20 protein-coding genes are annotated in these 25,651 nt (G+C 63.9%); 9 read left to right on the top strand and 11 right to left on the bottom strand.

Annotation, left to right across the window (positions count from 1 at the left end; genetic code table 11):
* Positions 1–77 precede the first annotated feature (77 nt).
* The gene (locus tag Q8O35_RS02970) at positions 78–1,808 is read left to right on the top strand and encodes a bacteriohemerythrin (protein WP_305570425.1); all 1,731 of its coding nucleotides are present in this window, start codon (positions 78–80) and stop codon (positions 1,806–1,808) included.
* Positions 1,809–1,920: 112 nt separating this feature from the next.
* Here Q8O35_RS02970 and Q8O35_RS02965 read toward each other — a convergent pair whose 3' ends face one another.
* From Q8O35_RS02965 to lepA, 8 genes are all read right to left on the bottom strand, one after another.
* Entirely contained in the window at positions 1,921–4,188 is a 2,268-nt protein-coding gene (locus tag Q8O35_RS02965) for a methyl-accepting chemotaxis protein (RefSeq protein WP_305570424.1), read from the bottom strand.
* A gap of 311 nt (positions 4,189–4,499) precedes the next feature.
* Positions 4,500–5,738, bottom strand: coding sequence for a heterodisulfide reductase-related iron-sulfur binding cluster (locus tag Q8O35_RS14810; RefSeq protein ID WP_333473914.1), 1,239 nt, complete (start codon positions 5,736–5,738; stop codon positions 4,500–4,502).
* A gap of 14 nt (positions 5,739–5,752) precedes the next feature.
* Positions 5,753–6,406 carry a nitrate reductase gene (locus Q8O35_RS02950; RefSeq protein ID WP_305570420.1) on the bottom strand — a complete coding sequence of 218 codons (654 nt, stop codon included), beginning with the start codon at positions 6,404–6,406 and terminating at the stop codon, positions 5,753–5,755.
* Positions 6,407–6,713: 307 nt separating this feature from the next.
* Complete coding sequence (locus Q8O35_RS02945; protein ID WP_305570418.1) at positions 6,714–7,160, bottom strand: hypothetical protein; 447 nt, start codon at positions 7,158–7,160, stop codon at positions 6,714–6,716.
* 10 nt (positions 7,161–7,170) lie between these two features.
* On the bottom strand, positions 7,171–8,712 hold the full coding sequence (locus tag Q8O35_RS02940) for a YifB family Mg chelatase-like AAA ATPase (RefSeq protein WP_305570416.1): 1,542 nt from the start codon (positions 8,710–8,712) through the stop codon (positions 7,171–7,173).
* An 83-nt stretch (positions 8,713–8,795) separates the two neighbouring features.
* Positions 8,796–9,632, bottom strand: coding sequence for a DMT family transporter (locus tag Q8O35_RS02935; protein WP_305570413.1), 837 nt, complete (start codon positions 9,630–9,632; stop codon positions 8,796–8,798).
* Between the two features lie 34 nt (positions 9,633–9,666).
* The gene (gene lepB, locus Q8O35_RS02930; protein WP_305570411.1) at positions 9,667–10,386 is read right to left on the bottom strand and encodes a signal peptidase I; all 720 of its coding nucleotides are present in this window, start codon (positions 10,384–10,386) and stop codon (positions 9,667–9,669) included.
* Between the two features lie 63 nt (positions 10,387–10,449).
* Complete coding sequence (lepA, locus tag Q8O35_RS02925) at positions 10,450–12,258, bottom strand: translation elongation factor 4 (protein ID WP_305570409.1); 1,809 nt, start codon at positions 12,256–12,258, stop codon at positions 10,450–10,452.
* Between the two features lie 233 nt (positions 12,259–12,491).
* On the opposite strand from lepA, the gene Q8O35_RS02920 reads away from it, so the two are divergent.
* Genes Q8O35_RS02920 through Q8O35_RS02910 form a run of 3 tightly spaced genes read left to right on the top strand, consistent with a single transcriptional unit; the run spans position 12,492 to position 16,382 of the window.
* Positions 12,492–13,424, top strand: coding sequence for a TIGR01777 family oxidoreductase (locus Q8O35_RS02920; protein ID WP_305570407.1), 933 nt, complete (start codon positions 12,492–12,494; stop codon positions 13,422–13,424).
* Between the two features lie 19 nt (positions 13,425–13,443).
* On the top strand, positions 13,444–14,883 hold the full coding sequence (locus tag Q8O35_RS02915) for an HD domain-containing phosphohydrolase (RefSeq protein ID WP_305570405.1): 1,440 nt from the start codon (positions 13,444–13,446) through the stop codon (positions 14,881–14,883).
* Positions 14,880–16,382, top strand: a complete 1,503-nt coding sequence (locus tag Q8O35_RS02910; protein ID WP_305570403.1) for a sigma-54 dependent transcriptional regulator — start codon at positions 14,880–14,882, stop codon at positions 16,380–16,382. Before Q8O35_RS02915 ends, Q8O35_RS02910 begins: the two co-directional genes overlap by 4 nt.
* An 88-nt stretch (positions 16,383–16,470) precedes the next feature.
* Here Q8O35_RS02910 and Q8O35_RS02905 read toward each other — a convergent pair whose 3' ends face one another.
* Entirely contained in the window at positions 16,471–17,121 is a 651-nt protein-coding gene (locus Q8O35_RS02905; protein ID WP_305570401.1) for a CBS and ACT domain-containing protein, read from the bottom strand.
* Positions 17,122–17,320: 199 nt separating this feature from the next.
* On the opposite strand from Q8O35_RS02905, the gene Q8O35_RS02900 reads away from it, so the two are divergent.
* Genes Q8O35_RS02900 through Q8O35_RS02890 form a run of 3 tightly spaced genes read left to right on the top strand, consistent with a single transcriptional unit; the run spans position 17,321 to position 20,925 of the window.
* Positions 17,321–18,187 (top strand): ChbG/HpnK family deacetylase, encoded by an 867-nt coding sequence (locus Q8O35_RS02900; protein WP_305570399.1) that lies wholly within the window; start codon positions 17,321–17,323, stop codon positions 18,185–18,187.
* Between the two features lie 37 nt (positions 18,188–18,224).
* Positions 18,225–19,241, top strand: coding sequence for a glycosyltransferase family 2 protein (locus Q8O35_RS02895; protein ID WP_305570397.1), 1,017 nt, complete (start codon positions 18,225–18,227; stop codon positions 19,239–19,241).
* 16 nt (positions 19,242–19,257) lie between these two features.
* Positions 19,258–20,925, top strand: coding sequence for an NAD+ synthase (locus Q8O35_RS02890; RefSeq protein WP_305570395.1), 1,668 nt, complete (start codon positions 19,258–19,260; stop codon positions 20,923–20,925).
* A gap of 127 nt (positions 20,926–21,052) precedes the next feature.
* On the opposite strand, the gene Q8O35_RS02885 is transcribed toward Q8O35_RS02890, so the two are convergent.
* Positions 21,053–22,426 carry a sigma-54 interaction domain-containing protein gene (locus Q8O35_RS02885; protein WP_371133084.1) on the bottom strand — a complete coding sequence of 458 codons (1,374 nt, stop codon included), beginning with the start codon at positions 22,424–22,426 and terminating at the stop codon, positions 21,053–21,055.
* A 243-nt stretch (positions 22,427–22,669) separates the two neighbouring features.
* Between Q8O35_RS02885 and Q8O35_RS02880 the strand changes: the two genes are divergently transcribed.
* Positions 22,670–23,239, top strand: coding sequence for a hypothetical protein (locus Q8O35_RS02880; RefSeq protein ID WP_305570393.1), 570 nt, complete (start codon positions 22,670–22,672; stop codon positions 23,237–23,239).
* Positions 23,240–23,411: 172 nt separating this feature from the next.
* Here the strand turns inward: Q8O35_RS02880 and Q8O35_RS02875 are convergent, their stop codons facing one another.
* A complete protein-coding gene (locus Q8O35_RS02875) occupies positions 23,412–24,248 on the bottom strand; it encodes a hypothetical protein (RefSeq protein ID WP_305570391.1) in 837 nt (278 codons plus the stop codon).
* Between the two features lie 150 nt (positions 24,249–24,398).
* Here Q8O35_RS02875 and Q8O35_RS02870 point away from each other — a divergent pair, with 150 nt between their 5' ends.
* Positions 24,399–25,643, top strand: coding sequence for a NupC/NupG family nucleoside CNT transporter (locus tag Q8O35_RS02870; protein ID WP_305570389.1), 1,245 nt, complete (start codon positions 24,399–24,401; stop codon positions 25,641–25,643).
* Positions 25,644–25,651: the final 8 nt, after the last annotated feature.

Here is a 25,651-nt window from a genome sequence, read left to right as displayed (position 1 = left end):
CATTGGTTTCCTAGCACCCTCGCGGTCAGGCGAAGCTTTCCCCCCTCAGCTTTATATCCCCTCGCAAGGAGTAGCGCATGTCCACTAATCAGACCTCAAGAGTACAAACCCGCCTCGTCGCCTCGTCGCTGGTGCTGGTTTGCGGCGGCGCGGCGTCCTTTGCATACAGCATGCTGACGGACTCCTCGCATTTGCTGCATACCCTGTTCTTCAGCGTGGCCGCGCTTGGCGGGGCGTTTTTGCTATGGACCGTGCATTCCCAGATGATGCGGCCCCTCATGCTCCTGCGCGACTATTCCCGAGAGGTCGCAGCAGGCAAGGACGCAGCCTGTCCGGGCGGCGAAATGCCGGTGGAGTACGCAGAGCTGCGCGACAGCCTGTGCCGGATGGTCGAGCACTTGGCCGGGGCTGTGAAGGCCGCCCGCGACAAGGAGGCCGAGGCCGAGCGCCACTCCGCCGAGGTGGAGCGCGCCCTGGGCGAAAGCCGGAGCGCGGAGGCCAACGTGCGCGAGCTGCTGGAGAACATGAATGCTGCTTCCCGGAAGGCCGGCGAGGCCGCCACGCGAATTTTCGGCGCCGTGCGCGAGCTGAACGAAAATATGGACCACGTCGGCAAGGACGTGATGGTGCAGCGCGAACGAGTGGAGAGCACCACTACGGCCATGGAGCAGATGAACGAGGCCATCCTCGAAATCGCCCGCAATACCGGCAGCGCGGCGGAGAGCGCGGAGCGCTCCAAGGGCAACGCCCAGGCCGGGGCGCGCGGCGTGCGAGAGGCCGTGGGCAGCATCGGCCGCGTGAAGGAGCGCATTCTGACCCTGAAGGACACCATGACCACCCTGGGCAACCAGGCCGAGGGCATCGGGCAGGTGCTGGGCGTCATTTCAGACATTGCCGACCAGACCAATCTGCTGGCTCTGAACGCCGCCATCGAGGCGGCCCGCGCGGGCGACGCCGGACGCGGCTTCGCCGTGGTTGCCGACGAAGTGCGCAAGCTGGCCGAGAAGACCATGACCGCAACCAAGCAGGTGGGCGACTCCGTGCGCAACATTCAGGACCGCGCCCGCGAGAACGTGCTTGCCGTGGACGAGGCTGCTGGCGACATCGTGGAAAGCTCCCGCCTGGCGGAAGCTTCCGGCCAGGCCATGGAGGAGATCGTGAGCATCGTGCAGCAGACGGCCCTTGAGGTGGCCTCCATCGCCACCGCCAGCGAGGAGCAGTCCGCCACGAGCGAGGAAATCAACCGCAGCGTGGCCGAGGTGAACCAAGTGGCGCGGCAAACCGCGCAAAGCGTGGAAAGCTCCACCCGCGTCGTGGTCGAGATCTCCGGCTTGGCCGAGGAACTGGATTCCATCATCCAGGCCATGGCCAGCGGCAAGCTCACCGGCGTCACCTCCAGCGAGCAGCTTATGACCTGGACCGATGATCTCTCCGTGGGCATCCGGCTCATCGACGAACAGCACAAGGTGCTGCTCGGACTCATCAACGAGCTGCACGCGGGCATGCGCGCGCGCAAGTCAGACGCCGTGCTGGCGGGCGTTGTGGAGCGGCTCAAGGAATACACGGTGAAGCACTTCGGCCAGGAGGAGGAGTACTTCGAGCGTTACGGCTACCCGGAAACGGCGGCCCACAAGGAGCTCCACGCCAAGCTGGTGCAGCAGGTGCTGGACTTCGAAGCCGGACTCAAGAGCGGCCAGGCCAAGGTGACCATGGACATCATGCGCTTCCTTAAAGACTGGCTGGTGAAGCACATCATGGGCACGGACAAGAAGTACAGCGGGTTCCTGCAGTCCAAGGGCCTGCGCTAGAACACTCCACACCAGTCGCAACGCGAAAAAGGGAGGCGCGCCGTCAGGCCCCTCCCTTTTTTGTTGCCTTGCTCCGTGTATGAACGCAGCCGTGGCTGGGTGTGCGGCGCGTCTAGCCGTGGTTCATGGTGTTTATGATTCCCTTGAGTTCAGAGGCCAGGCGCGCCAGATCGCCTACGGCCTGGCCGGACTGGAGCATGGCCTCGGCGGTTTCCGAGGCGATGCGGTTGATCTCCTCGGTGGAGCGGCTGATCTCCTCGCTGGCGGCGGACTGCTGTTCGCTGGCCGTGGCGATGCCGCGCACATGGTCCGCAGTCTGGTCCACCATGCCCACAATTTCGCGCAAGGCCTCGCCAGACTCGTGGGCCAGTTCCGTGCTGGCCTGGACAGCCAGGCCCGTGCTCTCGGTGTTGTGGATGTTCTTGCGGGCGCTTTCCTGGATGCCCCGGATGGCCTCGCCCACTTCGCGGGTGGCGTTCATGGTCTTCTCGGCCAACTTGCGCACCTCGTCGGCCACCACGGCGAAGCCGCGTCCGGCGTCACCAGCTCTGGCTGCCTCAATGGCGGCGTTCAGAGCCAGCAGATTGGTCTGGTCGGCAATATCGGAAATGACATTCATGACATGGCCGATGCCCTCGGCCTGCTTGCCCAGTTCGGTCATGTCATCCTTCAGAATTGTGGCCTGGCGCTCCACGCCGCTGATGGTCGACACCACCTTGTCCACCAGGTCCGAGCCCTGCTGCGCCTTGTGCTTTGCCTTTTCCGCCAGGTCCGCGGCGTTGCCGGCGCTTCTGGCCACCTCCATGACGGTGGAGTTCATCTCCTCCATGGCCGTTGCGGCCTCGGTGGTACGCGCGCGCTGTTCGTCGGACCCCTTGCTGGACTGCTCGATCTGTGCGGCCAGCTCTTCTGACGCCGAGGCCACCTGATCGCTCACGGCGTTGGCCGCAATGGCCGCCTGGGCGATGCTTTCGTTCTGTTTCTCGATCTTCGCCTGGTTATCCATGATTACGGTTATGTCGGACCAGAACGAGATGGATCCGAGCAGGTGCCCGTCAAGATCGTAGAACGGGGTGGTGGACACATCAACGTGCTTCTGCTTTCCGCTCGCACCGCTCCAGACCACCTTACCCTTCATGGGAGAGTTGCTGCGGATCGCTTTGTCGGACATGGTCTCGCGGTTGGGATCGCTCCAGTAAAATTCACCGGATTTCATGCCCACGTACGCCGAGGGTTTCTTGGGTCTTTCCAGGAAGTCGCAGACCTGCTGGTTGCACCAGAGCATCTTGAAGTCCGGGCCCACGATGCCGCACGGGGTGGGTATGCCGTCCAGCACTCCCTGGGAGAAACCGAGCTTGGTCTTTATCTCGGCCACCATGCCCTTGATGTTGTGGGCCATGCCCGCCATCTCGTAGTGGAAGTCCGAGTCCAGCTCGGCCTTAAAGTCGCCAGCAGTTATAGCCTCGGTGAAGCTTTGGATGTCCTTCACGGGGGTGACCACAAGCTTGCGCACCACGAAGGCGATGCCGCCGCACAAGAGCAGCACGGCCAAGGCGCCGATGCCCAGAAGGATGTTCCGCTGAGTGCGTGCCGCCTGGGTCATTTCGTCCACGTAGGCGCTCATGCACAGCACCCATCCGGTTTTCGGATCGGTGGATACTGTAAGGATTTTCTGCTCGCCCTTCCAGTCATAGAAGAGTGAGCCGTTTTTCAGCTCCAGAGCTTTGCGAATGAACTCATGCTCACGCATGTCCTTGAGTATAAGCGCCTTGTCCATGGCGTGGGCGATTAAGCGGCCTTGGGCGTCGAGCATGAAGCCGTAGCCGCGTTTGCCGAAGCGGGGCGGGTCGATGAAAGCTGTGGTGAAGGTCTCCCACTTGGGGAATGCGCCCACGCCGCCCAGCACCTTGCCCTCTGCGCTCTTGATGCTCCGCGCCACGGAGAAGATGAAAATGTCGCCGTCGCCGCTCTTGGCCTTTATGATTTCCTTGGAGAAGTAGTTGTCTTGCCCACCCAGAATTGACTTGACGTAGTCGTGGTCGGCCCGGCTCTGTCCGGCCAGATCCTCACCTTTGGCGTTGTACCCCGCAATGATGACGCCCTGGGCGTCAAAGAGGAACAGGGCCCAGTACTCCTTGTTGATCGTGATGTATTCACGCAGGCGTTCTTTCGCGCGCTTGGGGTCGCCTTCGAAGGCTTCTCGTAGGGCCTTCTGCGCCGCCAGGGAGTCTACAAGAGTTTCTGTGCTGGAGGTAAACTTGTCCAGGGACAATCGCGTAGCTGTGGAGAGTTGCTCCATGGACTGCTGTTGCAAGTGCAGGCTGACATTGTACGAGGATTTTGAGACGTAGAAGACGATTCCCAAAATTGTCAAAGCCACTATAAGTGTAACAGACAGAATGAGTACTGTTCCAAGACTTTTAATGCGCGGCATAAGCCCCCCCAGGATACGTATTACTCGGGTGATGTGTGCAGAACATCACTGGTGTTCGCCGAAAGAACGAACAGCCAGTGTGAATAGCTGGATGCGACGTCGCCATTTGTTGTATTAATACTGGGGTTAGCATAGGCGCGCCAACAGGGCTCAGTATGTTTTTGCGCCTGAAATGTAAAGGGGTAAAGGGGAATTTCCTGAGTGAAAATCCCAAAACGGAGTGGACGGCCGCCCCGTTAGGGACAGGGACCGCCGCCCTAATCCAGGTCCACGGCCTCGGCAAGATAGTTGCTGAACAGATGCACCTGCGAGGGCACCTCGTGGGCCTTGAGACCGTCGCGGATGCCGTCCTCGCAGTTGTGGCAGGCCACAACAGTGACATCAGCCCCGGTGGCGCGGATGGCCTCGGCCTTGGCCTTGGCCGTGGCCAGGCGCTTCTGCTTGTACTCGCTCATGAGCCCGTGCCCGCCGCCGGAGCCGCAGCAATAGGTATGCACGCCGTTTGGGTGCATCTCGCGGAAGTCTGCTGCCACATGGCGCATGAGCAGGCGCGAGTCCTCGAAATGCCCGGCGTTGCGGATAAAGTTGCACGAGTCCTGAAAGGTCACGGACTCTTTGTGGAAGCCTTGTTTAAGCTTGAGCCGCCCCTGGCGCAGCAGGTCGGCCCACATCTTCATGGGAGCCATGACCTCGAAGGGGAAGTCTCGTTTCAGCCAGTTCGGTCCCTCAAACTTGAGGGCGCGGATGGAGTGCCCTCACTCGGCGGTGAGGATGGTTCGCACCCCCAGGTTCTCGCCTGCGGCAACCACGCGTCCGCACAGTTCTGCCGCAGCCGGGTCGTCCCCGGCGAAAAGCCCGATGTTCGTCGAATCCCAGCCCTTGCTGCCCGCCAAGGTGAAGTCGAGCCCTGCCGCGTTGTAGAGCTTCAGGTAGCCGTACAGGTTCTGCGGGTAGAATTTGATGTCGCGCGGGTGGAAGGTGACGAGCACCTCCGCGCCCTTCTTGTCGATGGGCGCAACCGCGTTCGGCATCTCCTCCTGCAATTCCTCAAGCTGCCACTCGATGGTCTCGCGGTATTCCTCGTCCGTGATGCCAAGGTTGTTGCCCACGTCCAGCGCGTTCTGCAGGCCCGAGGCCAGGCCCGGCGGCGTAAGCCCTTGGCTGACGGCAAGGGCGCGGGTGGCGCGCACGATGAACGCGATGCCGATGCCATAAGGGCAAAACATGGTGCAGCGTTGGCACATGGTGCAGGTGCCGTACACGGTGTCCACCAGCCACTGCATGAACTCTTCGTTCACCTCGCCCTTCTTGCGCAGCATCTCGGCCATGGGCTTCATGCGGTGGGCGGGCACGTGCTCGGGCCGTGGGTCGGACTGGTAGAAATGGCAGCCCTGGGCGCACAGGCCACAATGGGCGCAGATGTCCAGCCACATGCGCAGGCGCGCGCCGTTGCGGGAATTCAGGGCTTGTTTCAGCTTGGGGATGTCGAGGGTCATGATTGCTTCCTTGGCTACCAGGCGCCGACGTTGCGCTTGCCGAAGTCGCTGCCGGTTACGGCGCGGGACACGAAGAACAATACCACGTGGGAAAGCTTGGTGAAGGGCGCGATCAGCAGCAGCAGGTCTGCCGCCAGCACGTGCAGGGCGATGATGGTGTCGTAGTCGCCCCACTGGTGATAGGCCAGCACGCCGCTAAGCACAGGCGCAAGGGAAAGAAAGAGCACGAGCCAGTCGCTGGGCCCCGTGAGGGCGCGCACCTGGGGCGCGGCCAGCCTGCGGAGGATGAGGTATGCTCCGGCCCCCAGGCAGGCGAAGGCCAAATAATCGGCGACTTCGTCCGGCAGGGTCCACCAGGAGATGTCCCAGGCCTGGTCCCACAGGATGACGTGGGCCTGGAGGAACAGCGCCGTGGCCAGGAGCCCCAGGTGGAACACGAAGCCAGCAACGGTGGGCAGGGGGTTTTCGCGCGCGGTGATATTGGCGGGCACGAGCCAGCGGAAAATGGATTTTATCGCCCAAACCAGGCGGAAGCCCTTGAGGGCTGCGGGGTCCGCGCGTTTCGCCAGCAGCAGGAAGCGCAGCACGCGCCAGCCCATGCCAAGCACGAAAACCGAAAGAGAAAAGGCGAAAAGCGGCCCGGCGGCCAGATCGTACAGGGCGAACACGATTCCTCCCGGCGCTCAAGGGTGGCCTGGCTGAAGCTGTTTTGGATACGCCCGGAGGGTAGCACGGCTCGATTCGTAAAACAATCCCCTACGCGCAGGAGGATTTGTACAGTTCGAAAATGTTTTGTAACCTAGCGTAGTAATGAGAGAGCCTTGGTTGGCTTGCGCGTTGCGCATCGCCAGCACACTGCAATCTCCCCATGCGAAGGGGAATTGCTGGGCCTTCACCCTTGCGGCTGGTTCACGCGGTCCATGGTGCGGAAGTTGATGGCTTCGGCCAAGTGCCATAGGCGGGCATCAGCGTCTGTCACAGTTCCCGCAGCACCATTTCGCCGTTGTCACCAAGGCTAATTTCATAGGTGAACGAGCGCCGCTCCTTTTGCTTGGATGCGATATTCCTTTCGTATGCAACTTCGTCAATATAAACTACCTCCCAGTCAGGGTGATTGCACTTTAACTCGTACGCCAATCGAAACCCCTCAGCGGTGAAGGCGTCGGGGTCAAAGAGGGAGCAGTCAAAAGTACCTTCATTGTATAGCGCGGTGTCAACCCAAGCCTGGAATACGGCCTCCCATCGTTCGTTCCACAGGGCGAGGTCCCTTAGAATGAACCGGTCAGGCTCATGAGCCGTGTCCACGTCTGTTCTGAAGTAGGGGTACCAATCCTGGTCGTCATCATCGCTGGGATAGAGGGGATAGTCCCAAATGCCAGTTGCCGAATAATCGCAGAAAATGCGAACTCGTGGGCGTGACATGCCCCCCCCATCACCCTTGCGGCTGGTTCACGCGGTCCATGGTGCGGAAGTTGATGGCTTCGGCCAGGTGCCCGATGCCGAGGGTCTCCGCCTCCTCCATGTCCGCGATGGTGCGGGCGATGCGCAGCACCCGCGTATACGCCCGCGCCGAGAGGCCGAGTTTGCGCACGGCCTGTTCCAAAAACTGTTGCTCAGCAGCGCCCACGGCGCACCAGCGCTCCAGCGCCGCTCCGGTGAGGTCGGCGTTGAGACGGATGCGCTGGCCCTGGTAGCGCTCCGCCTGCATGGCGCGCACCTTGAGGATGCCTGCGCGCATGGTGGCGGAATCGCGGTTGCCGCGCGGGGCTTTCAGATCCTCGTAGGGCACGGCGGGCACCTCCACCTGCAAATCGATGCGGTCCATGAGCGGGCCGGAGATGCGCGAGCGGTACCGCCCAATGGCGAGCGGCTGGCAGGAGCACTCGTGTCGTTCGTCGGTGAGGTAACCGCAGGGGCAGGGATTCATGGACGCGATGAGCATGAAGTCCGAGGGGTAGGTGAGGGAGAGCGCGGCGCGGGAAATGGTCACCCGCCCGTCTTCCAGCGGCTGGCGCAGCACCTCCAGCACATGCTTCTTGAACTCAGGCAGCTCGTCGAGAAAGAGCACGCCCCGGTGCGCCAGGGAGACTTCGCCCGGCCTGGGGTTGGCCCCCCCGCCGATGAGCCCGGCGTCGGAAATGGTGTGGTGCGGTGGTCGGAAGGGACGGCGCACGATGAGCGCTGCGTCGCGCTCCAGCATGCCTGCCACGGAATATATCTTGGTTACTTCCAGGGCCTCGTCGAAGGTCAGCGGGGGCAGCACGGTAGGGATGCGCTGGGCCAGCATGGTCTTGCCGCTGCCCGGAGGGCCGACGAAAAGCAGATTATGACCGCCTGCGGCGGCGATTTCTATGGCGCGCTTGGCGTGGTCCTGGCCCTTGACCTCGGAGAAGTCGCCATCGAAGGCGGCCTGCCCGGCCCACAGGGCGTCCACGTCCACAGTCGCGGGCTCCGGCGTCAGCTCGCCGGTGACGATGCCCACGGCCTCGGCCAGGCTGCGCGCCCCGTACACGCAGAGGCCCTGCACCACAGCGGCCTCGGCGGCGTTTTCCGCAGGCACGATGAGTCCGCGCGCGCCCTGGTCCCGGGCCATTATGGCCAGTGGCAGGATGCCCGGCACCGGGCCGAGGTTTCCGTCCAGGGACAGCTCTCCGGCCAGGAACCAGCCTTCCAGCCGCTCCGCGTCGATGACTTCCGCCGCGCCCAGCAGGCACAGGGCCAGGGGCAGGTCGTAGCCGCTGCCTTCCTTGCGCAGGTCGGCAGGAGCCAGGTTCACTGTTATGCGCGAGGGCGGCAGGCGGTGGCCGGCGTTTTTCAGCGCCGAGAGCACGCGCTCCTTGGCCTCGCGCACAGCTCCCTCCGCCAGGCCAACCAAGGTGAAGGCAGGCATTCCCGAACGCGCCAGGTCAACTTCCAGTGCGACGGGCACGGCCTCAATGCCGAGCAATGCGGCGGTGCGGACTTTGGCGATCACGGGGGGCTCCTTGGCGTGTGGCTTTGCATAGAGCGTATGCGATTTGAAGCCCTTTGCCCAGTGCTTTCCGTCGTGCTTCCGGCCTATTGCGTGGCGGACCGGGCCTGAAGCCCGCTGCGCAGGGTCACGGCACCAAGCACCACCAGCCCGCCGATCGTCGCCCACGGGCCGGGCAACTCGCCCACCCCCAGCGCCACCCAGACGGGATTCAGGATGGGCTCGAGGGTCATGATGAGGATGGCCTCCAGCGCGCCCAGGCGCTTGATGCACCAGACATAGAGCGCCAGCGACACGCCCTGCTGCAGCACGCCCAGGTAGAGCAGGCCCAGCCAGCCTTCCGCGCTGGGCAGTCCGTGGATCAGGAAGGGCAGGCCCACGAGGGCCGTAAGGCCGTGGCCCAGGAGCACGGACTCAACAGGAGAGGCGTCCTTCTGCGCGCGCATGGACAGGGTGAAGGCCGCGTAGCACAGGCCGGAGCCCACGGCCACAAAATTGCCTAGCAGCCCCTGAGCCGAGAGCTGGTCGAGGAAAAACAGCACCATGCCCGCGAGCACGGCGGCGATGAACAGCCAGTCGGAAGGGCGCGTCTTTTCGCCCAGCAGGCGCGGTGCGAGCAAGGCCACGTACACCGGCGCGGTGTAGGCCAGGAGGATGGCGTTGGCCGATGTGGTCATCTTGGTGGCGGCCACATTGGAGATGAGCAGCCCGGCGTAGCTTATGGCCGCGCAGGCCCGCGCCGGGGTGAAGGCGAAGCTGAGATTCTTGCGGAAGATGAGCGCCAGGGTCAGGGCCGAAAGCGCGCTGCGCACCCCGGTGAGCGCCATGGGGTGCAGGCTGACCAGCTTGATGGCCAGCCCCCCGGAACTCCAGATGAGGGCCGTCGCGGCCAACAGCAGGGAGGCGCGCGCGCGTTCGCTCATTATGCTGGCCTCAGGCCTTGGCGGCGCCCGTGCGCTAGTGGATCATCTTGCCCAGGCGCTCCCAGCGGATGTTCGAGGGGCCGGTCCAGGACCAGTAGATGACCATGGCCTTGCCCTTGATGCTCTCGCGGGTCACAAAACCCCAGAAGCGGGAGTCGAAGGATTCGTCGCGGTTGTCGCCCATGGTGAAGTACTGGCCCTCGGGCACGGTGATCTTGGGCATCCAGTCGCGCTTGGCGCGGCAGGTGCTCGTGGTGTCTTCACAGTGGTCGAAGTAGGACTTGGGGTCGATGGTGATGGGGGGGTGGCCTTCGGGCAGCGGGCTCGGCTCGATGTCCTCGCGCACATGCTGGACGTAGGGTCCGGTGACGAGCTTGTCGTTGACGAAGACCTCTTTGCCGCGGATTTCGATGGTGTCGCCCGGGAGGGCCACAATGCGCTTGACGAAGTCCACGTCCTTGAGCTGCGGGCGGTTGGCGTCCAGCTTCTCGTTGAAGGGGTATTCAAACACGATGACGTCGCCGCGCGCGGGCTCGTACACGGGCACCAGAATCTTGTCGGAGAAGGGCAGCTTCAGGCCGTAGTGGAACTTGCTCACCAGCAGCTGGTCGCCGATCTGCAGGGTCTCAAGCATGGAGCCCGTGGGGATCTTGAAAGCCTGGACCACGAAGGCCCGGATGATGAGGGCCAGAACAACGGCCACCAGCAGGGCTTCGATATATTCCTTGAGGGTCTTGAGCCATCTGGGATTCATGCGTGTTCCTTTGGCGCGGCTGGGGGTCGCGCGGTTGTTCTCGTCGCGGATGGTGCGGCGGGGCTAGTCGTCGCTGCCGGCCTTAAGCACGGCCAGGAAGGCTTCCTGGGGGATCTCCACGTTGCCCATGCGGCGCATGCGGCGCTTGCCTTCCTTCTGCTTTTCCAGAAGCTTGCGCTTTCTGGTGATGTCGCCGCCGTAGCACTTGGCGATGACGTCCTTGCGGAAGGGAGCCACACGCTCCTTGGCTATGATCTTGTTGCCGATGGCGGCCTGGATGATGACCTCGAACATCTGCTTGGGGATGCTCTTCTTGAGCTTTTCCGCCAGACTGCGGCCAAAGGGGTAAGCGCTCTGCCGGTGCACGATGACCGAGAAGGCGTCCACCGCTTCGGAGTTGATGAGGATGTCGAGGCGCACCAGGTCGGACTGGCGGTAGTCGATGATCTCGTAGTCGAGGGAGGCGTAGCCTTTGGTGGAGGACTTCAGCTTGTCGAAGAAGTCGTACATGATTTCGGCAAAGGGCATTTCGTAGGTGATGACCACGCGGCTGGCGGTCAGGTACTTCATGTCTTTCTGGATGCCGCGCTTTTCCTCGCACAGGCCGAGCACGTTGCCCACGAAGTCGTTGGGAACGTGAATCTCCACCTTGGCGAAGGGCTCGTACAGGGCCGCGATGTTGCTCGGGTCGGGCAGCAGGCTCGGGTTGTCGATGGTCAGCTTGCGGCCGTCCGTGGTCTCCACTGTGTAGATGACCGAGGGCGCGGTGGTGATGAGCCGGGCCTGGAATTCGCGCTCCAGGCGCTCCTGAACGATCTCGATGTGCAGAAGCCCCAGGAAGCCGCAGCGGAAGCCGAAGCCCAGGGCCTTGGATGTCTCGGGCTCGAAGCTGAAGGCAGCGTCGTTGAGCTGGAGCTTTTCCAGCGCAACCTTGAGCATCTCGTATTCGTTGGGCTCCACAGGGTACAGGCCCGAGAAAACCATGGGCTTGACCTTTTTGAAACCGGGAAAAGGCGTCTTGGTCGGATTGGCTGCCTTGGTGATGGTATCGCCCACCGGAGCGTCGGAAAGCTCCTTCATGTTGGCGCACAGAAAGCCCACCTCGCCGGGGCCGAAGTCCGGCATCTCGACGCTCTCCGGGCTGAACACGCCGAGCTTCATAACCTCGAATTCCTTGCCCGAGGAGAAGATGCGGATTTTCTCGCCCTTCTTGAGGGTGCCGTCCAGCACGCGGAACAGCACGATGACGCCCAGGTAGGTGTCGTACCAGGAGTCGAAAATAAGCGCCTTGAGGGGAGCGTCGGCATCGCCCTGAGGCGGCGGCAGGTGGGTGATGACGCGTTCGATCAAGTCGGCCACGCCCAGGCCGCTCTTGGCGCTCACCATGGCGGGATCGGTGCAGTCCAGCCCGATGACTTCCTCGATCTCGCGGGAAACACGCTCGGGCTCGGCGCTGGGCAGGTCGATCTTGTTCAGCACCGGCACGACTTCAAGGTTGTTGTCCAGCGCAAGATAGACGTTGGCCAGGGTCTGGGCCTCCACGCCCTGCGAGGCGTCGACCACCAAGAGCGCGCCTTCGCAGGCGGCCAGCGAACGCGAGACTTCGTAGGAGAAGTCCACGTGGCCCGGCGTGTCGATGAGGTTCAGGATGTATTTCTTCCCGTCCCTGGCGGTGTACGGGATGCGCACTGCCTGGGCCTTGATGGTGATGCCGCGTTCGCGCTCAAGATCCATCTTGTCCAGGTACTGGGCCTTTTGGTCACGCGCGGAGACCACCCCGGTGATTTCCAGGATGCGGTCGGCAAGGGTTGACTTGCCGTGGTCGATATGCGCGATGATGCTGAAATTCCTGATGTATTGAGTCTCTGTCATGTTCCTCGTCCGCGTGTCGGGGTGGTTCGGGTTGCCCCGGCGTTGGCGATATATGCCCGGGAGGGCGATAGCCTTGTACGGTATTTGCGCGCGCCTGTCTAATATGCAGAAGGGGCTTCGGGCCTTCTGTTTTTATCCGTCAGGCCTGCTCGTGGACCTTGCGTTCGTGCCGCAGAATTGAAACTCCCCCCACTCTCTTGCCCTTGCTGCGGATTGTGCGTATAAAAACTTGTATGCGTATAATCATCCTTGGCGGCACTGGCTTCATCGGTTCGGCGCTGACCCGGCTCCTGGCGGCCCAGGGGCATGAGGTCGTCGTGCCCTCGCGTCGCCCGGCAAAGGTGGCGGCCCAGCTGGGCTCTGGCGGGCCTGCGGGGCGTATCATCGGCGCGCCCTTTGATGGCAGCACCGGCACGGGCTGGGCGGAATTCATCACCCCGGACACGTCCATTGTGAATCTCGCGGGTGAGAACATCGCCGCCGGACGCTGGACCCCGGAGGTCAAGCAACGCATCGAAGCCAGCCGCCTTTCCGCAGGGGCCGCGGTGATGGACGCCATCGCCCAGGCTAAAGCGCCTCCGGCCATGCTGGTGCAGGCCTCTGCCGTGGGCTATTATGGCGCGCGCGGCGTGGAGGCCGTTGACGAATCCGCCGGGCCGGGAGACAACTTCTTGTCACGGGTGGCCATGGGTTGGGAGGCCTCCACACTGGGAGCCGAAGCCCTTGGCGTGCGTCGAGTCGTTATCCGCACCAGCATGGTGCTTGGCCCCGGCGGAGCCCTTGAAAAGATGCTGCCGATCTTCCGCCTGGGCTTGGGCGGGCCGCTGGGGGGCGGCAAGCAGATGCTTCCCTTCATCCATCTGGACGACGAGGTGGGGGCCATTGCTTTCCTGATCCAGACTCCTGGGCTTTCCGGGCCCTTCAATCTTTCCGCGCCAGAGTCCGTGGATTCGCGGGGCTTTGCCCGCGCCCTGGGGCGCGCCCTTCACCGGCCGGCGTTCCTGCCCGCTCCCGCCTTCGCCCTTAAGCTGCTGCTGGGCCAGATGGCCGAGGAAGTGCTGCTTTCAGGCGTGAACGCAATTCCCGCGCGGTTGCTGGCCGCAGGCTACCGTTTTCGGTATCCCTCCCTGCTCCAGGCCCTTGAAGCCTCGGTTGCGGCAGCGTAGGCTTGTGGCGGAGGCGAACATGAGCAAAGGCAGAATACTTGTGGTCGAGGATGAGGCCATCGTCGCCCTGGACATCCAGGCCCGGCTCTCGCGCCTGGGCTTCGAGGTTGTCGGGCGCGCGTCCAGCGGAGCCGAGGCCCTGCGGCTGACCGAGTCCTGCAACCCGGACCTGGTGCTCATGGACGTGTTGCTGTCCGGCCCCCTGGACGGCATCGACACAGCTCGCGAACTGATGCAGCGCCACTGCCTTCCGGTTATATACCTCACTGCCGCAAGCGATGAGTCCACTCTTGAGCGCGCCAAGGAAACCGCGCCCGCAGGCTTTCTGACAAAACCGTTCGAGGACCATGAGCTCTCTGTGGGCATTGAGATGGCCTTGGTGAAGTTCGAGGCCGAAGCGCGGCTCAAGCAGAGCGAACACCTGCTGTCCACCACCCTTGGGAGCCTGTCCGAGACCGTGCTTTCCACGGACAGAAACGGCCACGTCACCTATATGAACGCCTCTGGCGGGCAGTTGCTTGGCCTGCATGTGGCCGAGGCCGTGGGCCAGGACTGGCGCAGGCTGTTCAGCATTCAGGACGGGATCACCGGTGAGCCGGTTGAGAATCTTGAGGAGCTGTGCGTGCCGCAAGGCGGCCCCCCCCTGTGCGAAGATATGGTCCTGGTGACTCTGGACGGAGAGGACGTGCCGGTGGCCCTGTCCGTGTCGCCGCTCTATGCGCCGGGCCGCGGCAATGGCCGCGCAGGGCTGCAGGGCCGCGTGCTGGTGATTCGCAACATGGCCCTGCGCAAACGGGCCGAGGCTGATCTGCGCACCAGCATTGCCGAACTGCGGGCCACCTTTCGCCAAACCGTGCGGGCCCTGGCAAGCATGGCCGAAAAGCGCGACCCATACACTGCGGGGCACCAGCAGCGCGTGGCCCGGCTGGCCTGCGCCATTGGCCGCAGCATGGGCTTTTCCGAGGACGCCCTGGAAGGGCTGGAGATGGCAGGCACCCTGCACGACGTGGGCAAGGTCTATGTGCCTGCAGAGATTCTCTCCAAGCCGGCGAAACTGTCGCACCTGGAGATGGCTCTTATGCGCTCCCATCCTGAGGTGGGCTTCGAGATCCTGCACGAGGTGAAGTTTCCCTGGCCCGTGGCCCGCGTCGTGCTTGAGCACCACGAACGCCTGGACGGCTCCGGCTATCCCGGCGGCCTCAAGGGCCAGGACATCTGCCTGGAGGCGCGCATCCTGGCTGTGGCAGACGTCGTGGAGGCCATGAGTTCGCACCGGCCTTACCGCGCGGCTCTTGGGTTGCCATCGGCGCTGGATGAGATCCGCGCCGGGCGGGGGACCCTGTATGACGCCGAGGCCGTCGACGCCTGCTTGGCCCTGGTTGATGATGGCTATCTTTTTGAGGAGGTCGGCCAGGGCGTGGCGGCGACCGCAGATACGACAGCAGAGGAGATCGCATGACCGCGCCTGGACGCGTGCTGGTGGTGGACGATGAGTCCGGCATCCGCTTTTCCCTCAAGGGCATTTTGGAGGACGAGGGTTTTGCCGTGGCCGAGGCCGAAAGCGGCGAGGCCGGGCTTGAGCACCTTGAGTCCGGCGAGGCCGTTGACCTGGTGTTCCTGGACATCTGGCTGCCCGGACAGGACGGTTTGTCCGTGCTGGCTCGCATCAAGGAAGAGCGGCCCGATTTGCCCGTGATCATGATTTCTGGACATGGAACCATTGAGACTGCGGTGACGGCCCTCAAGAACGGGGCCTTTGACTTCATCGAAAAGCCGCTTTCGCTGGAAAAGGTGCTGCTGACCGCCAGCAAGGCCTTGGAGTTCTCGCTCTTGAAGCAGGAGAATCTGGCCTTGCGGCAGTCCCTGGGCGACCAGAAGGTCACCCTCACGGGCGAAAGCCCGGCGATCCGCGAGCTGAAGGGAATGATCGGCCAGGTGGCCCCCACCGACGCCTGGGTGCTCATCACCGGCGAGAACGGCACGGGCAAGGAGATCGCCGCGCGGCTGCTGCACGCCCAAAGCCGCCGCGCCAGCCAGCCCTTGGTGGCCGTCAACTGCGCCGCCATCCCGGAAGAACTCATCGAGAGCGAATTGTTCGGTCACGAGAAAGGCGCCTTCACCGGCGCGGACAAGGCCCAGATCGGCAAGTTCGAGCTTGCCCACAAGGGCACGCTGTTTCTCGACGAGATCGGCGACATGAGCCTCAAGACCCAGGCGAAGATTCTGCGCATCCTGCAGGAGCAGCGCTTCGAGCACGTTGGGGGGCGCAAGACCATCACCGTGGATGTTCGGGTCATCGCCGCCACCAACAAGGATCTGGCAGCGGAGATCCGCGCGGGCAATTTCCGCGAGGACTTGTACTATCGGCTCAAGGTGTTTCCGCTCACCGTGCCGCCCCTGCGAGAGCGCGCCAGCGACATTCCGCTGCTCATCGAGGACTTTGTGGACCAACTGGTGCGCCGGGGCGGGTGCAAACGCGCGCTCTTCGGTCCGCAGACCCTGGAGCTGCTGGCCAGCTACCCCTGGCCGGGCAACGTGCGCGAATTGAAAAATTTCGTGGAGCGCATGCTCATCATCATGAATGGCCGACCCGTCACCGCCGACAAGCTGCCGCCGGAGATCCTGACCCAGTGCCGGATTTCCGCCTCGGATGGCGGAGCGCTCCCGCACTGTGCAGCACAGGCGTCCGCGCTAGCGCCCACCTTGACCTCCAGCGCTTCCGCGCCCTCGGTTTCCGTGTCGGACGACGACGACGATCTGGCCGATGGGCTCATGCCCGACAGCTTTCCAGCCGGGCCGCTGGACCTGAAGGAGGCCCGCGCGGCCTTTGAGGCCAAGTTCCTGGAGGCCAAGCTGCGCGAGTTCAGCGGCAACGTGAGCAAGTTGGCCGAGGCCGTGGGCCTGGACCGCAGCTCGCTGTACCGCAAGCTGAAGGGCTATGGGCTGATGGCGGAGTAACAGACACCGCCCCAAAAACAAAAAAAGGCCGGGAGCTGCACCCCCCGGCCCCAAGGGTAAACCCCCTGTCCCGAAATCCTTACCGGGGTTAGACCCAGTAAACCACTTCGAACTTCTTGTGCATCTCGGCCTTGAGCGCGTTCATGGCCGTCTTGTCCATGTCGCGGATGCGCAGGAACACGTCGCGCATGCCCACATCGGCGGGCTCGCAGGACGTGAGCAGGCTCATGAGCCGCGCCCCGTTGTCCTTCAGAAAATCAAGCACTGGCACAAGGCCGCCCGGCTCGTTGGGCAGCCGAACGCCAATCTGCACTCCGCCTTCCATGACGCCGGTGATGCGCACCAGCACCTTGAAGATGTCGGAGTCCGTCACCATGCCCACGACCTTGTTCTGGTCGTCCACCACCGGCATGCCGCCGATGTTGCTTTCAAGCATGAGCTGGGCGGCGCGCTCGACGGTTTCGCCCTTTTTGATGGTCACGACCTTCTTGGTCATGATGTCCTTGAGCTTCACCTCGGAGAGCAGGTAGTAAAGCTCATGCATGTCGAGGGTGGTGGCCTTGGAAGGCGAGGCTTCCTTGATGTCGCGGTCGGACACCAAGCCCATGAGCACCCCGGCTTCGTCGACGATGGGCAGCCGGCCGACGCCCTTCTCCTTCATGATCTTGGACGCCTTCATCATGGACATTTCCGGCGTGCCGGTGATGACCTCTTTGGTCATCCAGTTCTCGATGAGCATGCGATTCCTCCTGTTCTCCGCTGGGGCAAGGCTGTCCCTGCGGTGTGATCTCTAATTTGTTTGCTTCTATCCCAGGGCGCAAGAGTTTGCCAGAGAAAAATGCCGTAAAGCCTCTGTCCGTCAGGCTCCGAAGGAAATTCGGCACGGATCCTGGCGGGGGCTGCTTTACCTTCGGGCCGCCAGGGGGTACCATACCCCTATGTTTGTCGTGGTGAATGTGGATGATCTTGGGCTGCACCCTGCGGTGCGGCGAGCTGTGGAGGACCTTGCCGGGCTCTCCCGCGTCACCTCGTCCACGCTTTTGGTGAACGGCCCGGACGCCAAGGCCGCGGCCCGGCTTTCCGGCCCCATCGGCGTGGGAGTGCACCTGAACATTCTGCGCGGCAGGCCCGAAAGCCCGGCGCGAGAAATCCCCGGCCTTGTTCGCGCAGACGGCCTGTTTCTGGGCGACTACACCGCACTCTTCAAACGCTATCTTTCCCGCGCCTTCAGCATCACGGACGTGGAGCGCGAGTGGACCCGCCAGGTGGAGCGGGCCTTTGAGCTAGGCGTCGCGCCAACGCACCTGGACTCGGAAAAGCACATCCATGTCTGGCCAGGGCTTTTCGAGGCCGCCAGCCGCGTGGCCGCGCGCTTCGGCATCGGCTGGGTGCGCAGACCCGTGGAGCGTGTGGAGCTTGCGCGCTTTGACAAGGGCGCTCTGCGCGCGCGCATTTTGACCACCTTCGCCCTGCTGCATCAACTGCCTGGCGCGGCGGGCGTGGCCCATCCCCACAGCGTGTTCGGCGTGGCCGACCAGGGCGCGGAGTTGTTGCCGAGCCGCCTCGCCGAGTATATGAAGCGGGTGCGCCCCGATGTGCTGGAGGTGGTGTGCCACCCTGGCGCTCCGGTTGACACGGACGGTCCTCTGCCGCCGGAATACGGCCCCATGCGCATCGCCGGGCAGTGGGTGGCCGAGCGCGACGCCCTGGCCGCCAAGGGCTGGGGGGGCGTGCTCAAGGAAGCCGGCGCCCTGCTGGTCCACTACGGCCAGCTCGATCCATCCACCCGGACCCCGCGGCCCTGAACCGGGCCGGAAATTTCCAGAGAACCAAGGAACACCAATGCACGCATCTGCCGCTACCAACGCCCCGGGCGAATTTCCCGTGGAGGTGAGCATCGTCACCCCCATGCACAACGAGGAACTCTGCGTGCGCGAGTTTCATCGCCGCATGAGCGCCGTCCTTGTCGGCATGGGCGTCAGCCACGAGATCATTCTGGTGAACGACGGCAGCACGGACAAGACGCCGGAGATCATCCGCGAGCTCTCCGCCACGGACCCGAACCTGGTGGGCGTGTTTCTGGCGCGCAACCGGGGCCAGTGCACGGCCATCTATGCCGGCATCCAGCACTCCTGCGGCCGCTACGTGGTCATCATGGACGGCGATCTGCAGCACCCGCCCGAGGAAGTTCCGAGCCTCATCGAAAAGATCCGCGAGGGATACGACCTGGTGAAGGGCATGCGCCAGCGCCGCCAGGAATCCCTTATGCTGCGCCGCATTCCCAGCCTCGTCGCCAACTATCTCATGCGCGCCACCAGCAAATGCGACATCCACGACATGGGCGGCCTGTCGGCAATCAAAGGCGAGGTAGCCCGCGGGCTCAAGCTGCGTGAGGGCCAGCACCGGCTCATTCCGGCCCTGGTCTACGGCCAGGGCGGCGCCGTATGCGAGGTGCCCACCAGCGCGCCCCCGCGCTTTGCCGGCAAGAGCCACTACGGCATTGGCCGCAGCGTGGACGTCTTGTTCGACATCGTGCTTCTGTGGTTTCAGAACTCCTACAAGCAGCGGCCCGTGTATCTCTTTGGCCGCATCAGCCTGTGGCTGTTCATGACGGCCAGCCTGCTCATGTGCTGGATGTTCTTCGACAAATTCGTTTTCGGCGAGCATATGGGCACGCGTCCGCCGTTCCTCGGATCCGTGCTGCTCTACCTTTCGTCCCTGGGCTTCATGAGCACCGGCCTGATCCTGGAGGTGCTGGTGAACACCCACGACGCTGTTTCCGGGGCCACGCCTTACAAGGTGCGCGAGATCGTCACCAGCCGCAGCCCGGACTCCGCCGCGCCGGGCTCCTGCCAGTAGTCCGCAAGGAGATTTCGTGCGCATCGGCCTGCTCCAGCTGAACCCCAAGGTGGGCGACCTGCGCGGCAACGCCGCGCGCGTGGAGGCGGCCTTTGACCGCGCCGTGGCTCTCGGAGCCGAGTTGTGCATCACCCCGGAACTGGCCCTTACCGGCTACCCCCCCCGCGACATGCTGCTGTATGCTGGCTTTGCGTGCGCCGCCCGCGCCGAGGCCGAGGCCCTGGCAGCGCGCCTGCACGCCAGGCATCCCGCTGGCCCGGCCCTGGTGCTGGGCTGCCCGGAGGTCAACGCCTCGGGCCTGGGCAAGGGGCTCTACAACGCGGCCCTGTGGTGCGAGGACGGAACCGTGCGCTTGAGCGTGCGCAAGTCCTTGCTGCCTACCTACGACGTGTTCGACGAGGCGCGCTATTTCGAGTCCGGGGACGCCTCGAACGGGGCGGGCGTGGTGGAATACCGGGGCATGAGGCTGGCGGTGACCATTTGCGAGGACCTCTGGAACGACAAGGACTACTGGCCCCACCGCCTGTACCCTGTGGATCCCGTGGAGGCAGCCGTGGCCGCCGGCGCCTCGGCGCTCATCAATCTTTCCGCCTCACCCTTCAGCCTGCGCAAACAGTCCGTGCGCCAGGACATGCTCTCGTCCATCGCCAAAAAACACGGCCTTCCCCTGGCCTATTGCAACCAGGCGGGCGGCAACGACGAGCTGGTGTTCGACGGCCGCAGCGCCCTCTTCGGTCCTGATGGGACTCTGCTGGCGCGAGCCGCCGGGTTTGAGGAAGACGTGCTGGTGGCGGATCTTTCCGGCGCCAGGCCCCAGGTTTTGCCAACAGACGACCTTTCGGCCCCGGCTGAGACCTGGCGGGCGCTGGTGCTGGGAACGCGGGACTATCTTTCCAAGTGCGGGTTCAAGAAGGCGCTTTTGGGCCTTTCCGGCGGCATCGATTCCGCAGTGGTTGCTGCTGTGGCTGCGGAAGCCATCGGGCCGCAAAATGTTCTGGGCGTGCTCATGCCCTCGCCCTGGTCAAGCCGGGGCAGCGTGGACGACTCCCTGGAGCTGGCGCGGAACCTGGGCATGGAAACCCGCACCATCCCCATCGCACCGTTGATGCAAGCCTTTAACACAGCCCTGGCCGAGAGTTTTGCTGGCCTGCCGCAGGACACCACGGAAGAGAACATCCAGTCGCGCATCCGGGGCAACCTGCTCATGGCCCTTTCCAACAAGACGGGCGCGCTGCTTTTGACCACAGGCAACAAGAGCGAGCTGGCCGTGGGCTACTGCACCATCTATGGCGACATGAGCGGCGGGTTCGCGGTCATCAGCGACCTGCCCAAGACCCAGGTCTACGCCTTGGCCCGGCACATCAACGCGCTTAAAGGTCGTGCCATTCCCCAGGCCATCATGGACAAGGCCCCGTCGGCGGAGCTGAAGCCCGGCCAGAAGGACCAGGACTCCCTGCCGCCCTACGAGGTGCTGGACGCCATCCTGGCCCTGCACGTGGAGAAGGACAAGACCGCAGCCGAGATCATGGCCGCCGGATTCGACGCGGCCACCGTGGCCCGCGTGTGCGCCCTGGTGAAGGGGGCCGAGTTCAAGCGCAGGCAGGCCGCGCCCGGCATCAAGGTGGCCTGGCGCAGTTTCGGCTCCGGCTGGCGGATGCCGCTTGCCGCCGCGCCCTTGCCCTGACAGATTTTTTTGGAATTGTTTCGAAAGAGCGCTGTCGCCCGGCTGACGGTTTTCACCCACGGACGAATTATGCGTTTTTTGCCCCCGGGCGGACGAAATCTGCGTCCGTTTCCCCTTCCCGCTTTCCCTAGGTCCAGACCTGATTAGATACGTCCAGCGGATTGTCCTCGGCCCGGTTGAGGATGCGCCGCAGTGTGTCCTTGGATATGCCCAGTTCGCGGCAGGCGGCGTTCCTGTTGCCGCCGTTGCGCTCCACGGCCTCCACTGCGGCCTGGTGGCGGATCTCCTCCATGGTCATGGGAGCGGTGGATCCTGCCGGTCGCGGGCCGGGATGCTCGCAGGTGCGCACGTCCGCAGGCAGATGCTCCACCTGAATGAGTCCGCCGGGGCAGAGGATGCAGGCGTATTCCAGGATGTTTTCCAATTCGCGGATGTTGCCCGGAAAGGGGTGCGCCATGAGCAGGCGCATGGCCTCCTGCGAGAGCCCCTCAATGTCTTTGCCGCCGGTGAGGCTGCGGCGCTTGAGGGAGGCGTCCACCAGGGGGGGAATGTCGCCCCGACGTTCGCGCAGCGGGGGCAGGGTCATGCGCACCACGTTGAGGCGGAAATATAGGTCTTGGCGGAAGCCGCCTTCTGTCACCATGCGCTCCAGGTCGCGGTTGGTGGCGGCAATGACCCGCACGTCCGCCGCTACGCCCGTGACTCCGCCCAGGGGCTCGAACACGCGCTCCTGCAGCACACGCAGGATCTTGGCCTGCAGGGGCAGGGGCAGATCGCCTATCTCGTCGAGGAGGATGGTGCCGCCATCGGCCAGTTGGAAGCGGCCCGGCTTGTCGCGCCGGGCGTCGGTGAAGGCTCCGGCCTTGTAGCCGAAGAGCTCCGACTCCATGAGATGCTCGGGCAGGGCGCCGCAGTTCACGGCCACAAAGGGCCCCTTGTGGCGCGGGGAAAGGTCGTGGATGGCGCGGGCGAAGAATTCCTTGCCCGTGCCGGATTCTCCCAGGAGCAGCACTGTGGCCTCGCTTTCCGCCACCTGAGGCAGAATGCGCAGGATCTCCGCCATGCCCGGATCGCGGGAATAGAAGCCCTTGGGCAGCTTGCCGACGCTGCGCTTGCCTGGGGCCGTGGAGAGGTCGCGGAAGCTTTCCACCCCGCCGATGACGTTGCCCGCCTGGTCCTTGAGGGGCGCGGCGCTCACGCTCACCGCCACTTGCGTGCCGTCCTCGCGCTCAACAATCATGACGCGGCCCACGATCTTGCGGTCCTCTGCGATGCACTGCTTGAGCACGCACTGCTCGTTGCAGCCCTCGGTGCGGAAGACCTCCCAGCACTTGCGGCCCACGGCGGCCTCCGCGCTCATTCCGACGATGTCCGAGGCGCTTTGGCTGAAGAAAATTATATTCCACTCGCGGTCCACGGTGAAGATTCCGTCGGCCACGGAATCCATGATGAACGAACAGAGCGAGGTGCATGGGAAGGGTTTGCCCAGGGGGTGATGCACTGTGGTTCCTCCGGAGGCCTGGAGCCTGCCTCTTGGTTTCGAATCTGCCTCCGCCAGGGGCGCAGGTCAAGAGGGGCGGACGCAAAATTCGTCCGTCGGGAAATGGCTTTTCGCGTCTGCGCAAACAATCACTTTAAATTCGAACAGATACGCGATTGGCCCAGGACTTGCTTTTATCCAGGCAAATACCGGGCGCAACTGAACGCCCCCTCAAGTCGGCACTCAACACTCTGGAGGACGCACATGGATCTCAACCTGACCATCTCCGGCCGTTGCTGCGATCTGGCCCTTCACCCCGTCTCCTCGGCCACCGCTCAGAAGATCCGCGAAGAGGGCCGCAGCATATACAAGAGCAAGTATCTGGAGTGGTGGCGCAAGGGCAACACCTGCACCTGCGGCATGAAGCTCGGCGACGAGTCCATGGTGGAGGTAATGGCGGACGGACGACAGATTTCCTTCGACCCGGCGCCCATCAAGGAGGCTGCGGTGTTGCTGCGCCGCCGCATGTACCTGGACAGCAAGGCGCGCTACCTGGCCCTCATGGGCTATGATGACGAGGTCTGCTCCCTGACCTGGCATTGGGCCAATGTGTCGGACTTCGACCCCAGCAAGTTCGAGTTCTTCGTCCACCGCTGGGACCGCCTGCTCAAGGAGGACGGCTTCTACATCGTGGATGACGTGCGGTACGACGGCCAGTTCGCCACTGACTATTCCTGGGGCGAACGCGGCGGCCACAGCATGATCGACCCGGTGGTCATTGATCTTGAGGACGTGCGCAGGGAGATTTCACACGGACAGACTCTTGTTGCCTAAGCAGTAACGTCTTTCCCCATATATGCCCCAAGGGCCGTCCGGTGAACCCCTCGCCGGGCGGCCCGCTCTTTTTTGGGCTTGGCATATTTTTCGGCCAAGACGAACGTGCCGACAGCCGAAAGATTTCCGCAGGCGCGCGCCAAACAAAGCGGCTACAGCCTCCAGCGTCCCCTTACGGGTGCTGGGGGGGCTGTGGCATCGCCGCATCCTGGCCGGACGATGGCGAATCCTCAAGCCCCAGCCGCTGGTACGAGAAGGCCATCACCGCAGCGGACAGGCAGCACAGAAATCCGGTGAGGCAGGCGTCCAGCAGGAACCAGGGCGCGAGGCCCACAAACCCCATCTCGCGTTCCAGGAGCGGCCCCACAAGCTCCATGGCGATGCTTGCGCCCAGAATGGCCGTGTAAGGCCAGAAGAGCATCCAGCTGATTCGCCACAAGTGGCCTTTGGTCTCGCGGAAGGCCGTGCGCATGGGCTCTTGCTCGCGCCGGGCAACGGCCAGGCTCAGGTAGAAGAACCGGAAAAGCAGGTACGCCGTCGCGCTGAGGATGACCAGAATGCCCGCCACGAGCACGCCCGCCTGCGGCAGGGAAGGCTTGGCGCCCTTGGAGAACCCGACCGTGATGCCTATGAGCACGAGCATCAGCGCGGCCCCCGGCAGGGCGACGGCGAGCCCGGCCTTGAGCCAGGCCCAGGCGGAGCGGGCGAAGCGCCAGTCCAGCCAGAGCCTTTTGAGGGTGAGGCGCGGCTCCGGGTTGCCCAGGATGAGGTCGTAGATGAGGAACTCCGCCGGGAGAAACAGGAAGGCGAACAGGCGCGGCGAGTAGACCCCCGCCTGTTTCGGGTTTTCCAGGTGCTGGGTGACGCCGAAGGCCGCCAAGCCGACGCACAACAGGGTGATGCCAAGGACAGGCCAGAGCACGCTGGCGCGCAACAGGCTGATCTGGCCCAGGCATTGCCAAGTGAAGCGCAGGCTCGTGCGCAGCAGGCCGGGTTCGGTATTGGTCACTTGGGCTCCTTTGGCGTTCGCCGCATGCGTGTCGCCTTGGCGACGAATACCTGCGCCAGGGCCAAGGGTCAACGGCGAGCGGGTCCGCCTCTTCACAAACGGCGGAAAATCACGCATGTATGCCGCATTACGCAGCGTACGGGAGTGTTCATGATCCACAGCGCCTTGGGCCTTTTCTGTCTTATCTTTGCCGCCTGGCTTTTGAGCGAGAATCGCCGCAACGTTCCCTGGCGCATGATCGCCGCCGGGCTGGGCCTGCAGTTCGTCATCGCGGGGCTGGTGCTCAAGGTGCCAGCCTTCAAGGCCCTGTTCATGGGCCTGAACTCCATTGTGCAGGCTGCGGAGACGGCAACCCGCGCGGGCACGGCCTTCGTTTTCGGCTTTGTGGGCGGCGGGCCTGCGCCCTTCAGCCCGGCCAACCCGGCCCTCAGCTTCAGTCTGGCCTTCCAGGCCCTGCCGCTGGTCATAGTCATCGCGGCGCTCTCCTCGCTTTTCTTCTACTGGGGCATCCTGCAGCGGGTGGTGCGCCTGTTTTCTCTTCTGCTCGAAAAGACCATGGGCATTGGCGGAGCCCTTGGCGTGGGCGCGGCGGGCTGCATTTTCCTCGGCATGATCGAGTCGCCGCTTTTGATCCGCCCGTACCTCGCCACCATGACCCGTAGCGAACTGTTCGCCCTCATGGCCACAGGTCTGAGCTGCATCGCGGGCACCATGCTCATGCTCTACGCCTCGGTTCTTGCCCCTGTGGTGCCCGACGCCCTCGGCCACATCCTCACGGCCAGCATCATCCACGCCCCGGCGGCGCTTCTGGTGGCCGCCCTGATGCTGCCCGAGGACAACGCCCCCACCCTGGGACGCGAGATGCCCAAGTCGGGAGCTTCCGGCAGCGTGGACGCCCTGTGCCAGGGCACCTGGGAGGGCCTCCAGCTTTTCTGGAGCATCGTGGCAATGCTCATCGTGTTCGTGGCCGTGGTGAAACTGGCGAACCTGGGCCTGGGCTTGTTCCCAGACATCGCCGGCGCTCCCGTGACCCTGGAGCGAGGCCTGGGAGTTCTGCTTTCGCCCGTGGCCTGGCTCATCGGCGTCCCCTGGGCCGAGGCCCACACGGCTGGCGCGCTCATCGGAACCAAGATCATCCTGAATGAATTTCTGGCGTTCATGGACATGGCCGCCCTGCCGCCCGATGCGCTCTCCGCCCACACGCGGCTCATCCTCACCTACGCCATGTGCAGCTTCGCCAATTTCGGCAGCATGGGGATACTCATCGCCGGGCTTGGCACCCTGTGCCCGGAGCGCCGCGGCGAGATCACGGCCATGAGCATGCGCGCCCTCATCGCCGGGGTGCTGGCCTCGCTCATGACCGGAACAGTTGTGGGGATCATCGCAGGCATGTAGAAGGGAGG

Origin of the sequence: Humidesulfovibrio sp., assembly GCF_030689645.1 — a bacterium.
Classification (GTDB): domain Bacteria; phylum Desulfobacterota; class Desulfovibrionia; order Desulfovibrionales; family Desulfovibrionaceae; genus Humidesulfovibrio.
The sequence above is the reverse complement of the archived record's forward strand: the minus strand, read 5'-3'. Positions and strand labels throughout refer to the sequence as shown.

Excerpts from the sequence above, each read along its gene's own strand:
- Q8O35_RS02970 (WP_305570425.1), top strand. The coding sequence starts at position 78 with ATGTCCACTAATCAGACCTCAAGAGTACAAACCCGCCTCGTCGCCTCG.
- Q8O35_RS02945 (WP_305570418.1), bottom strand. The coding sequence starts at position 7,160 with ATGTCACGCCCACGAGTTCGCATTTTCTGCGATTATTCGGCAACTGGC.
- Q8O35_RS02935 (WP_305570413.1), bottom strand. The coding sequence starts at position 9,632 with ATGAGCGAACGCGCGCGCGCCTCCCTGCTGTTGGCCGCGACGGCCCTC.
- lepB (WP_305570411.1), bottom strand. The coding sequence starts at position 10,386 with ATGAATCCCAGATGGCTCAAGACCCTCAAGGAATATATCGAAGCCCTG.
- lepA (WP_305570409.1), bottom strand. The coding sequence starts at position 12,258 with ATGACAGAGACTCAATACATCAGGAATTTCAGCATCATCGCGCATATC.
- Q8O35_RS02920 (WP_305570407.1), top strand. The coding sequence starts at position 12,492 with ATGCGTATAATCATCCTTGGCGGCACTGGCTTCATCGGTTCGGCGCTG.
- Q8O35_RS02915 (WP_305570405.1), top strand. The coding sequence starts at position 13,444 with ATGAGCAAAGGCAGAATACTTGTGGTCGAGGATGAGGCCATCGTCGCC.
- Q8O35_RS02910 (WP_305570403.1), top strand. The coding sequence starts at position 14,880 with ATGACCGCGCCTGGACGCGTGCTGGTGGTGGACGATGAGTCCGGCATC.
- Q8O35_RS02905 (WP_305570401.1), bottom strand. The coding sequence starts at position 17,121 with ATGCTCATCGAGAACTGGATGACCAAAGAGGTCATCACCGGCACGCCG.
- Q8O35_RS02900 (WP_305570399.1), top strand. The coding sequence starts at position 17,321 with ATGTTTGTCGTGGTGAATGTGGATGATCTTGGGCTGCACCCTGCGGTG.
- Q8O35_RS02895 (WP_305570397.1), top strand. The coding sequence starts at position 18,225 with ATGCACGCATCTGCCGCTACCAACGCCCCGGGCGAATTTCCCGTGGAG.
- Q8O35_RS02880 (WP_305570393.1), top strand. The coding sequence starts at position 22,670 with ATGGATCTCAACCTGACCATCTCCGGCCGTTGCTGCGATCTGGCCCTT.
- Q8O35_RS02870 (WP_305570389.1), top strand. The coding sequence starts at position 24,399 with ATGATCCACAGCGCCTTGGGCCTTTTCTGTCTTATCTTTGCCGCCTGG.